The organism is Nocardiopsis codii (assembly GCF_036327455.1).
GTDB classification, from domain to species: Bacteria; Actinomycetota; Actinomycetes; order Streptosporangiales; family Streptosporangiaceae; genus Nocardiopsis; species Nocardiopsis codii.
Genome location: NZ_JAUZMY010000001.1, coordinates 334,162 through 349,918, shown reverse-complemented (window position 1 = coordinate 349,918; position 15,757 = coordinate 334,162). Strand labels below are relative to the sequence as shown.

Below are 15,757 nucleotides of genomic sequence, written 5' to 3'. Positions count from 1 at the left end.
GCGGACCCTCCTGACCGGAACGCACACGAGAGCAGCACGGATGACGAACGAGAACAAGTTCCGCGACCTGGTCAAGAAGATGGCCGTCGACCTGCGACAGGCACGATCCCGTGTCGAGGAGCTGGAGGAGCGCGCCCACGAGCCCGTCGCGGTGGTCGGGATCGGCTGTCGCTTCCCCGGAACCGACACTCCCGAAGGGCTCTGGGACCTGCTCGTCGAGGGGCGCGAGACCCGCGGCGGTTTCCCCACCGACCGGGGCTGGGACCTGGAGGGCCTGTTCAACCCCGACCCGGACGGGCTCGGCCGGACCTACGTGCGCTCCGCGAGCTTCCTGGAGGGCGCGGGCGACTTCGACCCCGCCTTCTTCGGGATCAACCCGCGCGAGGCCACGGCCATGGACCCCCAGCACCGCCTGGTCATGGAGACGGCGTGGGAGGCCCTCGAACACGCGGGGATCACCCCCGGGTCCCTGCACTCCACCCCCGCCGGGGTGTTCGTCGGCATGGTCGGGCAGACGTACGGACCTCCGGTCCAGGAGTCCCCGGCCGAACTGGTGGGCTACCGGCTGACCGGCGGCATGACCGCCGTGGCGGCGGGTCGCGTGTCCTACACCCTCGGGCTGGAAGGCCCCGCGATCACGGTGGACACCGCCTGTTCGTCCTCGCTCGTGTCGATCGCCACGGCCGTGCGCTCCCTGCGCTCCGGCGAGTCCTCCCTCGCCCTGGCAGGGGGAGTCACCGCCCACACCGACACCTCCGCGTGGGTGTCCTTCAGCGGACACGGCGTCCTGTCCGCGGACGGCCGCTGCAAGGCGTTCTCCGCCGACGCCGACGGCACCGGCTGGGGCGAGGCCGCGGGGATGCTCGTGCTGGAGCGCCTGTCCGACGCCCGGCGCAACGGCCGCCGTGTGCTGGCGGTGATCCGGGGCGGCGCGGTCAACCAGGACGGCGCCTCCAGCGGCCTCACCGCGCCCAGCGGCCCCTCCCAGGAGCGGGTGATCCGCCAGGCCCTGGCCGACGCCCGGCTCACCCCCGCCGACGTCGACGCCGTGGAGGCGCACGGCACCGGAACCCGGCTGGGCGACCCGATCGAGGCCAACGCCCTGCTGGCCACCTACGGGCGCGACCGGACCGGGGAACCCCTGTGGCTCGGGTCCCTTAAGACCAACATCGGGCACACAGGGGCGGCGGCCGGGGTGTCCGGGGTCATCAAGTCGATCCTGGCCCTGCGCGCGGGGATCCTGCCGCGCACCCTCCACGTGGCCGAGCGCACCCCGTTCGTGGACTGGTCCTCCGGCACCGTGGAACTCCTCACCGAGGCGCGCCCGTGGCCGGAGACCGGGCGCCCCCGCCGGGTGGGCGTGTCCGCGTTCGGCGCCAGCGGGACCAACGCCCACCTCATCCTCGAACAGGCCCCGGAGGAGGACCGACCCGTCCCCGAACGCGACGGGGCCGTCCTCACCGGACCCTCCCGGGGCACGGGCGCGGGGCCGGTGCCGTGGGTCCTCTCGGCCCACAGCCAGGAGGCGCTCGGAGACGCCCTCACCCGTCTGCGCGAGCGGGTCGCGTCGGACCCGGGGCTGGACCCGGTGGACGTGGGCTGGTCGCTGGCGACCACCCGCACGGCCTTCGAGCACAGGGCCGTCGTCGTCGGAGCCGACCACGCCACCCTCCTCTCCCGGCTCGACGAGGTGTCCCGGGGAGTGAACGCGCCCGGCACGGCTCGCGGACGCGCCGCGGAGCACAGGCCCGTCCTGGTCTTTCCCGGTCAGGGCGGTCAGTGGGAGGGCATGGCCCTTGGCCTGTTGGAGTCCTCGCCGGTGTTCGCGGAGTGGATCGGTGCGTGTGAGCGTTCGCTGGCCCCTTTCGTGGACTGGTCCCTGAGCGCGGTGCTGCGCGGGGAGAAGGGCGCCCCCTCGCTGGAGAGGGTGGACGTGGTGCAGCCGGTGCTGTGGGCGGTCATGGTCGCCCTGGCCGAGCTGTGGCGTTCGTACGGTCTGCGTCCCTCCGCCGTGGTCGGCCACTCGCAGGGTGAGGTCGCGGCGGCGTGCGTGTCGGGGGCGCTGTCCCTGGAGGACGGCGCGAAGGTGGTGGCGCTGCGCAGCCGGGCCGTCCTGGAGCTGTCCGGGACCGGGATGATGGCCTCGGTGGCCCTGCCCGAGGAGCGTGTCCGCGCCGACCTCGCCGAGCGTGGCGCGGACGTGCACGTGCACGTGGCCGTGGTCAACAGCCCCTCCTCGACCGTCATCGCCGGGAACCCCGAGGCGGTGGCGCGTCTGGTCGAGGAGTACGAGGAGTCGGGGGTGCGGGCGCGGAAGATCGCGGTCGACTACGCCTCCCACACACCCCACGTCGAACGGCTGCGGGAGTCGTTGGCCTCGTCGCTGTCCGGGGTGGTCTCGCGCCGCCCCGACATCCCCTTCTACTCGGCGCTGACCGGCCGTCCCGTCTCCGAGGGCGAGCTGGACGCCGCGTACTGGTACCGCAACCTGGCCGAGCCGGTGCTGTTCCGGAGGGTGACGGAGAACCTGATGGCGGACGGGCACGACCTGTTCGTCGAGGCGGGTCCGCACCCGGTGCTGAGCACCGCCCTCCAGGAGACGGCGGAGGCGGCGGGCCGCACCGACGCGGTCGCCATGGGCACGCTGCGCCGTGACGAGGGCGGTCACGACCGCTTCCTGACCTCGCTGGCCCAGGCGTACGCGCACGGTGCCGAGGTGGACTGGACGGCGGTCTTCGGGCAGGGCGCCCGGGTCGTCGACCTGCCCACCTACCCCTTCCAACGACAGCGCCTGTGGATGACCGGCGACCGCTCGCACGGCGACGTCGCGTCCGCCGGCCTGGAGCCGGAACAGCACCCCCTCCTCGGTGCGGCGCTGTTCCTGGCCGACACCGGGAGCACCCTGTTCACGGGCCGCGTCTCCCGCTCCACCCACCCCTGGCTGCTCGACCACGCCGCGGGGGACAGCGTCCTCCTGCCCGGCACGGCCTTCCTCGAACTCGCCCTCAACGCGGGCGACCGACTCGGCAGCCCCCACGTGGACGAGATCGTCGTCCAGGCGCCGCTCGTCCTGCCCGAGAACGGCGCCGTCCAGGTCCAGGTCTCCGTCGAGGCCGCCGACGACCAGGGCCGCCGTGCCTTCTCCGTGTACTCGCGACCCGCGTCCCACGCCCCCGACCTGGGCGAGCGCCCCTGGACGCGCAACGTCGCGGGCGCCCTCACCCCCGAACCCGACCGCGTCCCCGACGACCTCGGTGCGTGGCCGCCGCCCGGCGCCGAACCCGTTTCCGTCGAGGACCTCTACACCCGCCTCGACGACATCGGCTACGCCTACGGCCCCGCCTTCCGGGGGCTCACCTCCGCCTGGCTCGCCGGGGACGAGGTGTACGCCGAGGTCGAGCTCCCCGAGGCCCAACGAGCCGACGCCGAGCGCTTCGGCCTGCACCCCGCCCTCTCCGACGCCGCCCAGCACGCCATCGGCTGCGCCCCCTGGATGCCCCGGGACGGCGTACGCCTGCCCTTCTCCTGGAACGGCGTCACGCTGCACGCCACGGGAGCCACCTCGCTCCGCGTCCACGTCCGGCCCGTCGGCGCCGACGAGGTCGCCATGACGCTGGCCGACGCCGACGGCGCCCCCGTCGCCACCGTCGACTCCCTCACCCTGCGCGCCCCCGCGGGCGGGCCGGGGGCGGCGACCGCCTCCGAGGACGACCTCTTCCACGTGGAATGGGTTGGGACCACCGCGCTCCCGTCCGCGGAACCGCAGGTCTGGGCCGTGCTCGGTGAGGACATCCTCGACAGCGCCGCGGCGCTCACAGCCTCCGGGCACACCGTCCGCTCCTACACCGACGCCGATGCCCTGACCGGCGCTCTCGACGCGGGAGCCCCGGTGCCGGACCGCGTCCTGCTGCCGTGGCTCTCCACACCCCTCGCCCCGTCCCCGGACCACGTCCACGCCGCTCTCACACGGGCGGTGGACCAGGCCCAGCGGCTCCTCGCGGACGAGCGCGTCGCCGACTCCAGGCAGGTCCTGCTGACCCACCGGGCCGTCGCCACCGGGCCCGACGAGGACGTCCCCGACCTGGTGCACGCACCCCTGTGGGGGTTCGTCCGGGCCGCCGGACAGGAACACCCCGGCCGGTTCTCGATCGTCGACACCGACGACCCCGGACGCACCTCCCCCCTGCTGATCGCCGCTCTCAGCGGTGACGACGACCAACTCGCACTGCGGGGTGGAACCGCCCTGACCCCGCGTCTGGCGCGCAGCCCGAGGGACACCCGCCCCGTCTCCTTCGGTGACGGCACGGTCCTCGTCACGGGCGCCACCGGCACCCTCGGCGGCGAGGTCACCCACCACCTGGTCGACCGCCACGGGGTCCGCGACCTGCTCCTGGTCAGCCGCAGCGGGCCCGACGCCAAGGGCGCGGCAGAACTGGAGGCCTCGCTGGCCGCCAAGGGCGCCGACGTCACCGTCGCCGCGTGCGACGTCTCGGACAGGGACCAGCTGGCGTCCCTCCTGAACGGGCGGCGGGTCACCGCCGTGGTCCACGCGGCCGTGGCCCTGGACGACGGCCTGCTCGCCTCGGCCACCCCCGAGGGCATCGACGCCGTGCTGCGACCCAAGGTCGACGCCGCCTGGCACCTGCACGAGCTGACCGAGGACCTGTCGGCGTTCGTCGTGTTCTCCTCCGTGGCGGGCACCCTGGGCAGCCCCGGCCAGAGCAGCTACAGCGCCGCCAACTCCTACACCGACATGCTCGCCCACCACCGCCGCGCCCACGGCCTGCCCGCGGTGTCCCTCTCCTGGGGCATGTGGGCCCAGCGCAGCAGGACCACCGCCGAACTCGACGAGGGCGACATCAGCCGCTACGCCCGACTCGGCCTGGCCGGGCCGGTGGACACGGACCACGGGCTCGCCCTGTTCGACACCGCCCTCGCCACGGGGGCGCCCCACCTGCTCCCGGTGCCCATGGACCTTCCCGGCGCCCGGGCCCGGGCAGCCCGCACCGGCAGGGTCGCCACCATGCTCCGCGGCCTCGTCCGACCGCCCCGGAGGCGGGCAGGCGCAGCCGCGACGCCCACCGGCAACCTGCGCGGCGCACTGGCCCGCACCCCCGTCGAGCAGCGCGCCGACCTGGTGCTCTCCTTCGTGCTGGCCCGCACCGCCGAGGTGCTCGGACACACCGGCACGGGTGCGGTCGACGCGGACACCCCCTTCCTGGAGGTCGGCTTCGACTCCCTCACCGCCGTCGAACTGCGCAACCACCTGGCGGCGGCCACCGGGCTGCGCCTGCCCGCCGGGCTGGCCTTCGCCCACCCCACACCACGACTCCTCGCCGCCCACCTGGTCGAGGAGACGGCAGCCGGCACGGAGGCGGCCCCGAAACGGACGGAACCCCGGCGTGCGGCGCTCGACGGGCTGGTCGACCTGTTCGTGGAGGCCTGCTCCCAGCGGCGGATCGCCGAGGGGATCGACCTGCTGTGGGCGGCCTCCCAGGTCAGGCCCGTCTTCACCGGCGCCCACGACGCCCCCGCTGCGCGGGGACCCGTCCGCCTCTCCCGTGAGGGCAGCGGGACGAAGCTGATCTGCCTGCCGTCCATCCTGATGATCTCCGGCGTGCAGGAGTACGCCCGCTTCGCCAACGGCGTGCGCGGGCTGCGCGAGGTCGAGGTGATCCCCGAGCCCGGCTTCTCCGAGGGCGAGTCGCTCCCGGCCAGCATCGGCGCCGTCGCCGAAGTCCTCGCCGACGCCGTTCTCGCGTGCGCCGGAGACCAGCCGTACATCCTGGTCGGACGCTCCTCGGGCGGGTGGGTGGCGCACGCGGTGCTGGAACGCCTCGAACAGCTCCGCACGCTCGGAAGGGCGCACACGCCGCAGACGCTCGCCCTGATGGACGCGCCCCACCCCACCGACCACACCGCGCTCGCGACCATCGAGACGGGCGTGGTGGCGCGCGGAGAACTGCTGGGCATCATGGACGGCGTCCGGCTCAGCGCGATGGGCGCCTACCTGCGCCTGTTCCGCGACTGGCTCCCCGGACCGGTCGAGACGCCCGTCGTCCAACTGCGCCCGGAGCAGCCCACCATCGACCGCGACGGCGACGCCGTCCCGCCCTTCACCTGGTCGCTCCCGCACGAGGTGCTGCGCGTGCCCGGCGACCACTTCACCATGCTGGAAGGACACGTGGACGTCGTGGGCCGGGCCCTGCACGACTGGCTGGCCGACCGCGGCCTGTAGCAGCGGCGTCCCCACCGCACCCCGCACCGACACGGTCCGTGCGGGGTGCGGTGCGGGCGGCCCCCGGGGCGGGACGGGGGCGCAGCCGGCTCCGGAACAGAACCGGGCCCGGCGGCGTTGAGTCCGACGTGCCCGGGAACCCCTCACCCACGGTCCGGAGCGCCAGGTTCCCGCCGTTCGGCCGCCGGTATCCGACTCCGCGTCGAAAACCGGTTGCCGACCCTCCTACCCTTGACTACTGATGAGCACGACCACGCCCACACCCACCGCGGACGCACTCCGATCCCGGCTCCGCGACCTCATGCCCGCGGACCGGCACCGGCTCCGTCGGCGTATCGACGGCCTCGCCAAGATCAGCGACGAGCGCCGCCACGCCTCCGCCGCAGCCCAGATCGCCAAGGACGTCGACGAGGCGGTCCTCCGCGTCGACCTGCGCCGCGAGGCCGTCCCCGAGCTCACCTACCCCGAGTCGCTCCCGGTCAGCGCCCGCCGCGACGACATCGCCGAGGCCATCCGGGACCACCAGGTCGTCATCGTCGCCGGTGAGACCGGCTCCGGAAAGACCACCCAGCTGCCCAAGATCTGCCTGGAGCTGGGACGCGGCGTCATGGGCACCATCGGGCACACCCAGCCCCGGCGTCTGGCCGCGCGCACGGTCGCCGAGCGTATCGCCGAGGAGATCGGCACCCCGCTGGGCGAGACCGTCGGCTACAAGGTGCGCTTCACCGACTCCTCCAGCGGCAGCACCCTCGTCAAGCTGATGACCGACGGCATCCTGCTCGCCGAGATCCAGCACGACCGGATGCTCCGCCAGTACGACACCCTCATCATCGACGAGGCCCACGAGCGCAGCCTCAACGTCGACTTCCTGCTCGGCTACCTCAAGCAGCTGCTGCCCAAGCGCCCCGACCTCAAGGTCGTCATCACCTCGGCGACCATCGACCCCGAGCGCTTCTCCCGGCACTTCGACGACGCCCCCATCATCGAGGTGTCCGGACGCACCTACCCCGTCGAGGTCCGCTACCGGCCCATCTCGGAGGACATCCTCGACCCCGAGGAGAAGAACCCGGGACCCGGCACGGACCGCGACCAGACCCAGGCCATCCTCGACGCCGTGGACGAGCTCTCCCACGAGCCGCCCGGGGACGTCCTGGTGTTCCTCAGCGGCGAGCGCGAGATCCGCGACACCGCCGAGGCCCTGGAGAAGAAGAAGCTCCGCGGCACCGAGATCCTCCCGCTCTACGCGCGACTGTCGGTCTCCGAGCAGAGACGCGTGTGGTCCTCCCACAGCGGGCGCCGCGTCGTCCTGGCCACCAACGTCGCCGAGACCTCGCTGACGGTCCCCGGCATCAAGTACGTCATCGACCCCGGCACCGCCCGCATCTCCCGGTACTCCCACCGGACCAAGGTGCAGCGGCTGCCCATCGAGGCGGTCTCCCAGGCCTCCGCCAACCAGCGCAAGGGCCGCTGCGGGCGCGTCTCCGAGGGCATCTGCATCCGGCTGTACTCCGAAGAGGACTTCCTGTCCCGCCCGGAGTACACCGACCCCGAGATCCTGCGCACCAACCTGGCCTCGGTCATCCTCCAGATGGCCTCCCTCGGCCTGGGCGACGTGGCGGCCTTCCCGTTCGTCGACGGCCCCGACCACCGCCAGATCAAGGACGGCGTCAACCTCCTCATGGAGCTCGGCGCCCTGCACCCCGAGGCCGAGGCCCCCTCCGGCAAGGGGGGCGGCAAGCGCCGCCTCACCCAGACCGGCCGGCGCCTCGCCCAGCTGCCCATCGACCCGCGACTGGGCCGCATGGTCCTGGAGGCCGAGGAGCGCGACTGCCTGGCCGAGGTCATGGTCATCACCTCCGCCCTGTCCATCCAGGACCCGCGCGAGCGCCCCACCGACAAGCAGCAGCAGGCCCAGCAGTTCCACGCCCGGTTCACCGACAAGGAGTCGGACTTCCTGGCGTTCCTCAACCTGTGGAACCACCTGCGCGACCGCCAGCGCGAGCTGTCCGGCAACCAGTTCCGCAAGCTGTGCCGTGAGGAGTTCCTCAACTACCTGCGCGTCCGCGAGTGGCAGGACATCCACTCCCAGCTCAAACAGGTCCTGCGCACCATGGGCATCGAGGTGCCGCCCCTGCGCGAGGAGGCCGCCGACCCGCGCGGCGTCCACATGTCGCTGCTGGCCGGCCTGCTCTCCCACGTGGGCCTCAAGGACCCCGAGAAGCACGAGTACCTGGGCGGGCGCGGAGCGCGCTTCGCCGTCTTCCCTGGGTCGGCCCTGTTCAAGAAGCAGCCGCGCTTCGTCATGGTCGGCGAGCTCGTCGAGACGTCCAAGCTGTGGGGCCGCATGGTCGCGCGGATCGAACCGGAGTGGGCCGAGGAGCTCGCCGGGGACATCGTCAAGCGCAACTACAGCGAACCGCACTGGGAGCGCAAGCGCGGCGCCGTCATGGCCTTCGAGCGGGTCACCCTCTACGGCGTGCCCATCGTCGTGCAGCGCAAGGTGTCCTACGGCAAGATCGACCCCGAGCTGTCCCGGGAGCTGTTCATCCGCCGTGCCCTCGTCGAGGGCGACTGGGAGACCCGGCACCACTTCTTCCACGACAACCGCAAGCTCCTCGACGAGGTCGAGGACCTGGAGCACCGCGCCCGCCGCCGCGACATCGTCGTGGACGACGAGACGCTGTTCCAGTTCTACGACCGCCGCGTCCCCGCCGACGCCGTGTCGGCCGCGCACTTCGACGCCTGGTGGAAGAAGGCCCGCCGCACCGAGCCCACGCTCCTCGACTTCACCCGCGAGGAGCTCATCAACGACGGCGTCGACGTGGTCAGCGAGGACGACTACCCCGACGTGTGGCGCCAGGGCGCGTTCACGTTCGCGCTCACCTACCAGTTCGAGCCGGGCAGCGCCGCCGACGGCGTCACCGCGCACATCCCGCTGAAGTTCCTCAACCAGGTGGAGAGCACCGGGTTCGACTGGCAGATCCCGGGGCTGCGCGACGAACTCGTCACCGCCCTGATCCGCTCGCTGCCCAAACCCCAGCGGCGCTTCTTCGTGCCCGTCCCGGACAACGCCGCCCAGGCGCGCGCCGGCCTCACCCCCTACGAGGGGACGCTCACCGGGGCCCTGGCCGCCGAACTCACCCGCATGGCCCAGCCGCGGGGCGGGGACCGGATCCCGGAGAGCGCCTTCGAGCTGGACCGGGTGCCCGACCACCTGCGCATCACCTTCCGCGCCGTGGACGACCGCAACCGGACCCTGGCCGAGTCCAAGGACCTGGAGCAGCTCCGCGCCAAGCTCAAACCGCGCCTGCGCGAGGCGATCTCCGCGGAGGCCAAGGGCGTCGAGAAGAAGGGCATCACCTCCTGGGACTTCGGTCCGCTGGAGCAGACCCTGGAGCGCAAGGCGCTCGGCCCCAAGGTCAAGGGCTACCCGGCCCTGGTGGACGAGGGCGACAGCGTCGCGGTGCGCATCTTCGACACCCGGGCCGAGCAGCGCACCGCCATGCGGGCCGGGACCCGGCGCCTGCTCATGCTCACGATCCCCTCGCCGGCCCTCTCGGTCAGCAAGGGCCTCAACAACCCGGACAAGCTCGCCCTGGCCGACAACCCGCACGGATCGGTCAAGGCGATGCTCGCCGACGCCGAGTCGGCGGCCGTCGACCACCTGCTCACCCGCGAGGGCGGGCCGGTGTGGAACGCCGGCGACTTCGCCGCGCTCGCCGACCGGGTGCGCGCCGACCTCGGCGACACCCTCGCCGAGACCCTGGACAAGGTCGCCCGGGTCCTGGTGCTGTGGCGCAAGGTCTCCAAGAAGGTCAAGGGCACCACGTCCCTGGCCGTCCTGCCCTCGCTCAACGACGTGCAGGGACAGCTCGCCGCGCTGGTGGGGGACGGTTTCGTCACCCGCACCGGGCTGTCGCGCCTGGACGACCTGCACCGCTACCTGCGGGGGATCGAGTACCGCCTCACCAAGCTGCCGGAGAACCCGCGCCGCGACCAGGTCAACATGTCCAAGACCGAGCAGATGCGGCAGGCCGTCGCCAAGGTCACCGGGTCCCTGCCCCCGGGGCGGGCGGCCGACCCGGACGTGGAGGAGCTCCGCTGGATGCTGGAGGAGTACCGGGTGAGCCTGTTCGCACAGGAGCTGCGCACCGCCTACCCGGTCTCCGACAAGCGCATCATGAAGGCCCTGGAAGCCGTCAAGACCGCCGGGAAATAGCCACCCTCTCCCCGTGATCTTGTACTTATAGCGAGGTTCGGCACTCCAACCTCGCTATAAGTACAAGATCACGGGTGAGGGGGCGGGTTATCCACAGGTGGGTGGTGGCCGGGGGGCGAACCACGGACAGTGGACCCATGACACACCCCTCTTCGCGACCGGGTCCCTCTTCGCGACCGGGTCCCTCTTCGCGACCGGGTCCCTCTTCGCGACCGGGTCCCTCTTCGCGACCGGGTCCCTCTTCGCGACCGGGTCCCTCTCCGCGATCCGACCCCCTCCTCGCCGCGGCCAACGCAACTGCGCTGCGGCAGCACGGTGTCCTCAGTTGGCACCAGGCCCACGCCCATGGACTGCGCCAGGCCGACATACGCCGCCTGCTGCGCGCGGGCCGGTGGGGGCGGCCCTACCGGCAGGTCTACTCCGTGCGTCCCCTGCTGCCACCCGCGGGGAGCCCCGGTAGGCTCCGCAGCCGGGTCATGGCCGCACAGCTCGCCCTGGGCGCGTGCTCCTTCGCGGCGGGTGAGACCGCCGCGCGACTGTGGGACCTTCAGGGACTTCCGCCCTGGGACGGCAGCGAGGTCCACATGGCCATCCCCGCGCTCGGAGCCCAACGGCACGTCACCGGTGTCACGCTGCACAGCTGGGACACCTCCCCCGAGGAGGTCACCGAGATCAGCGGCGGCATCAGGACCACCCGGCCGGGCCGTACCCTGCGCGACACCCTCCTGCGCGTGGACCGGGACACCGCCGTGTGCCTGATGGACTCGGCGTTGAACCAGGGCCTCGTCGGCCAGGAGGAGGTCAACGACTTGGAGGAGGCGAACCGGGGGCGCAAGGGATGCGTGAACGTGCGCCGTTGGTGGCCCCTGTCCGACCCCCGGGCCCAGAGCGCGCTGGAGACACGGGTCCGCCTGATCTGTGTCGACGGCGGACTGCCCCCCGACGACCTGCAACGCCGTTTCCTCGACGGAGGGGGCGGAACGATCGCGGTGGTGGACTTCTGGTGGGAGGCGGCCAAGCTCATCGGTGAAGCCGACGGCATAGGACCTCACAGCGCTCCGCGCGTACTCGCCCGGGACAGGGAGCGGCAGAACGCCCTCCAGCGCTGGTATCCGCAGACCCGGATCGTCCGCTTCACGTGGCAGGACCTCCGGCGGCCCGAGTACGTCCTGGCCACTGTCGCCGGCGCCGGGCGCTGACGCCCTGCTGCCGGTGCGCTCGCGCCCGTCCGGCTCCGTCCCGCCGCCGGTCCGGTTCCGTCCCGCGGTCCCTTCGGCTCCGGGCGGCCCGGAGGGGTCCGCCGCCCTCGCGGAGACGCGGGCACCTGTAGCATGCGGCCGGGTGGTGTAGACCACTGAAATCTGCACGCATGCGAGGGAAACGAGGCTCCCCTGTGGGCGAATCGGTCGGTCAATCAGTGGACGGACGTCGGCTGCTGCTCGTGGGGACCTACACCCCCGACTCCGACCCGCCGGGGGAGGGGGAGGGCGTCTACCGGGTCTGGTTCGACCCCGAGACCGGCGTGATGACGCACGGCGGCCTCGCCGCCCGCACCCCCGGACCGTCCTTCCTCGCCTTCCGCCCCGACCCGCCCACGGTGTACGCCGTGAACGAGCGGGCCGCGGGCTCCCTCACCGCCTTCCGGGTCGGCGGCGACGCCTCCCTCACCGGGATCGGCTCCGTGCCGAGCGGCGGCGGCTCGCCCTGCCACGTGCGGAACCTGGGGCCCGAGCAGGTCGCCGTCACCAACTACGCGGACGGCGTGGTCTCCTTCGTCCCCACGACACCGGACGGGGTCCCCACCGGCCCGTCCAGGGAACTCCGGCACCGGGGCAGCGGACCCGTCACCGACCGCCAGGAGAGTCCGCACGCGCACAGCACCGCCGTGGCCCTGGACTCCGACGACCCCCGCCTGCGCTACCTGCTCGCCGCCGACCTCGGCACCGACGAGCTGCGCGTGTACCACTACGCCACGCCCCTGGCGGAGGGCTCCGAGGACGACGGGCAGGACGGGACGGCCGGCCGGGACGGGGGCGCCGACCCCGAGCCCGGCCTGCTCCGTACCGTCCAGCTCCCGCCGGGCACCGGCCCCCGCCACCTGGCGGTCAACGGCAGGTACGTCTACGTCGCCGGTGAACTGGACTCGCGGGTGCACGTCGTGCGGTGGAACCCCCGCAACGGCACGGGCGAACACCTCGGCTCGCTCCCCTCCACCGGGGCGCGCACCGCCGCGACGACCGACGCCAACTTCCCCGCCGAGATCACCCTGCACCGGCTCAAGGTCGAGGGCCGCGACATCGCCGACGGCGACGTGCTCCCCCCGACCAGCACCTACGAGGGCCGCGTCTACGTGTCCAACCGGGGGGCCGACGTCATCTCCACGTTCGCCGTCCGCGACGGAGGCGCCCGCCTGGACCACCTCGCCGACACACCCGCCGGGGGAGCGTGGCCGCGCCACTTCACCGTGGTCCGGGGCCACAACGGCCAGCCCGACCACCTGGTCGTCGCGGCCCAGAACGGCGGCTCCCTGGCCTCCCTGCTCATCGACCCTGACACAGGGATCCCGGCGGACACCGGCCACCGCCTGGAGATGCCCGTCCCGGTCTGCGTGCTGCCCGTCCCCATCAACCGCATCCGCCGCTCGTCCGACGGCTGAGCACCCCGGAGCGGGGCGGCCCCCTGCCCGGGCCCTCCCGCCGGCGGGGCGCCCACGGAGTCGGCGGTCCCCGCGCCGTCGCCGGACCGCGCCTCGCCCCCGGGCGCCGCGGACCCTGCCGAATCCGGCCTTTCCCGGAAAAACAATCACCCGAAATCGCCGAGGACGACGAAGGGCAGGAATAGAGCTAAACGGCAGAAATTCGGAGTGTTCAACCTGAGAACACGGGGCCTCATTCGCGTGTGAGGTCCCGTCCTGCGTTAGCGTTACCCTGGGGATTCCGGAAAGGGATTCCACAGGGGTGCGGCGGCTGGAAAACGGCTGCGGACGACCCTCATTTATCCGTTGTTTTGCGCATTCGGGGGTTTGGATCGTGGCAGAGGTATCAACGGCGGCCGACGTGCGCGACGGGCCCGGGGACCACGGGGAGACGCCCGAGGGCTCGATCATCGTCAGCTGGCTGACGTCGACCGACCACAAGGTCATCGGGTACATGTACCTGATCACCTCGTTCTCCTTCTTCCTCTTCGGCGGCGTCCTGGCACTCCTCATCCGTACCGAACTGTTCTCCCCGGGGAAGCAGATCATCTCGAATGAGGGATTCAACCAGCTGTTCACGATGCACGGCACGATCATGCTGCTGCTGTTCGCGACCCCGCTCTTCGTCGGTTTCGGCAACATCATCATGCCGTTGCAGATCGGCGCCCCCGATGTGGCCTTTCCCAGGATGAACCTGTTCGGGTACTACCTCTTCCTGTTCGGCGGCCTCATCGTCATCGCGGGTTTCATGACCCCGGGCGGCGCGGCCAGCTTCGGCTGGTTCGCGTACACGCCGCTGTCCGACGCGGTCCGATCACCCGGTATCGGCGGCAACCTGTGGATCCTGGGCCTGGCCGTCTCCGGCCTGGGCACCATCCTCAGCGGGGTCAACTTCATCACCACCGCCCTGTGCATGCGCGCGCCCGGCATGACGATGTTCCGCATGCCGATCTTCACCTGGAACATCGTCCTCACCAGCGTGCTGGTGCTCATCGCGTTCCCGGTCCTGACCGCCGCCCTGATCGCCCTCGGGGCGGACCGGATGATCGGCACACAGGTCTTCGCCGCGGAACACGGCGGCGCGATCCTGTGGCAGCACCTGTTCTGGTTCTTCGGCCATCCCGAGGTCTACATCATCGCCCTGCCGTTCTTCGGCATCGCGACGGAGATCCTGCCGGTGTTCAGCCGCAAGCCCATCTTCGGCTACAAGAGCCTCGTGGCCGCGACCATCGCCATCACCGGTCTGTCCGTGACGGTCTGGGCGCACCACATGTTCGCGACCGGTGCGGTCCTGCTGCCGTTCTTCTCCTTCATGAGCTTCCTCATCGCCGTCCCGACCGGGGTGAAGTTCTTCAACTGGATCGGCACCATGTGGCGGGGCCAGCTCACCTTCGAGACACCGATGCTGTTCACGATCGGCTTCCTGGTCACCTTCCTCTTCGGCGGTCTGACCGGGGTCCTCATGGCCTCACCGCCCCTGGACTTCCACGTCACCGACTCCTACTTCGTGGTGGCGCACTTCCACTACGTGGTGTTCGGCACCGTGGTGTTCGCCATGTTCGCGGGCTTCTACTTCTGGTGGCCCAAGTTCACCGGCCGGATGCTCAACGAGAAGCTGGGCAAGTTCCACTTCTGGCTCCTGTTCCTCGGGTTCCACGGCACCTTCCTCGTGCAGCACTGGCTGGGAGTGGCCGGGTTCCCGCGCCGCTACGCCGACTACCTCCCCGGGGACGGGTTCACCGAGCTCAACCAGATCTCCTCCGTCTCCGCGTTCGTGCTGGGAGCCTCGACGCTCGTCTTCCTGTGGAACGTGTACCTGACGGCGAGGAGGGCGCCCAAGGTCGAGGTGGACGACCCCTGGGGCTACGGATGCTCGCTGGAGTGGGCCACCTCCTGCCCGCCGCCGCGGCACAACTTCACGTCGCTGCCGCGCATCCGCTCCGAGCGTCCCGCGTTCGACCTGAACCACCCGCACGCCGCGGTTCCGGCGGGCACGGACCCCGAGAGGAACTGACCCTCCCCCGAGAGGCGGGCCGCCCCCGCGGAAGGTCTCTTCCCGGGGCGGTCCCCACCCCTGCACAGGCTCAAGGCCCGAGGTGTCCGCACGGCACCGAGGGCGACCGGTTCCGGATCGAAGGCGCATGGTCGTGAACACATCCCCTGACGACAACGCACGGCAGCTGCTCCTGGAAGGCCGTGTCGGCGCGGTGTTCACCACGCTCCTGGCGGTGGCCACACTGATGATGCTGTGGACCTGGACGGAGAACGCCGCCTTCGCGGCGGCCGGGTGCTGCACGGCCGTCGGCGTGTTCGCGGCGGGGTTCGTGCGGGCCCGGACCGGCTGGGTCGAGCTGGTCGGCGGCCCTCTCGACGGCGCGCGGATCCGCTCGGCCAGGGCCGCCCGCCTGCGCGAGGAGTACCTGGACCTGGCCGTACCCGGCGGAGGCCGGGCCCGCTACGGCCACGACGACACCGGACGCCTGGTCTACCGCGGCCGCGTCGAGGGCGGCGACGCCTGAGGACCCCGACCGCCCGGTGACGGCGGCGACCGGAGCGCTCCGCCGAGGGCCGCGACCACTCGCCGGGTGATCCCCGTCTCAGGACG

At 72.1% G+C, this 15,757-nt stretch carries 6 protein-coding genes; all 6 read left to right on the top strand.

The genetic code is table 11. From position 1 onward, the window contains the following. The first annotated feature begins 40 nt into the window (after positions 1-40). The 6 genes from Q8791_RS01355 (at position 41) to Q8791_RS01330 (ending at position 15,671) form a co-directional block, all read left to right on the top strand. Positions 41-6,238: a type I polyketide synthase gene (locus Q8791_RS01355; RefSeq protein WP_330089689.1), complete on the top strand. Its 6,198-nt coding sequence runs from the start codon at positions 41-43 to the stop codon at positions 6,236-6,238. Positions 6,239-6,479: 241 nt separating this feature from the next. Next, entirely contained in the window at positions 6,480-10,457 is a 3,978-nt protein-coding gene (gene hrpA, locus Q8791_RS01350; protein WP_330089688.1) for an ATP-dependent RNA helicase HrpA, read from the top strand. 476 nt (positions 10,458-10,933) lie between these two features. Next, positions 10,934-11,656: a hypothetical protein gene (locus Q8791_RS01345; RefSeq protein WP_330089687.1), complete on the top strand. Its 723-nt coding sequence runs from the start codon at positions 10,934-10,936 to the stop codon at positions 11,654-11,656. A gap of 170 nt (positions 11,657-11,826) precedes the next feature. Continuing rightward, the gene (locus Q8791_RS01340; protein ID WP_407941939.1) at positions 11,827-13,113 is read left to right on the top strand and encodes a lactonase family protein; all 1,287 of its coding nucleotides are present in this window, start codon (positions 11,827-11,829) and stop codon (positions 13,111-13,113) included. A gap of 400 nt (positions 13,114-13,513) precedes the next feature. Then, positions 13,514-15,166, top strand: a complete 1,653-nt coding sequence (gene ctaD / locus Q8791_RS01335; RefSeq protein ID WP_456238141.1) for an aa3-type cytochrome oxidase subunit I — start codon at positions 13,514-13,516, stop codon at positions 15,164-15,166. Between the two features lie 133 nt (positions 15,167-15,299). Continuing rightward, complete coding sequence (locus Q8791_RS01330) at positions 15,300-15,671, top strand: hypothetical protein (RefSeq protein WP_330089685.1); 372 nt, start codon at positions 15,300-15,302, stop codon at positions 15,669-15,671. The last annotated feature ends 86 nt before the right edge of the window (positions 15,672-15,757 follow it).

Bases quoted from the DNA above. Each gene is read 5' to 3' on its own strand.
- Q8791_RS01355 (WP_330089689.1), top strand. From the start codon at position 41: ATGACGAACGAGAACAAGTTCCGCGACCTGGTCAAGAAGATGGCCGTC.
- hrpA (WP_330089688.1), top strand. From the start codon at position 6,480: ATGAGCACGACCACGCCCACACCCACCGCGGACGCACTCCGATCCCGG.
- Q8791_RS01345 (WP_330089687.1), top strand. From the start codon at position 10,934: ATGGCCGCACAGCTCGCCCTGGGCGCGTGCTCCTTCGCGGCGGGTGAG.
- Q8791_RS01340 (WP_407941939.1), top strand. From the start codon at position 11,827: ATGCGAGGGAAACGAGGCTCCCCTGTGGGCGAATCGGTCGGTCAATCA.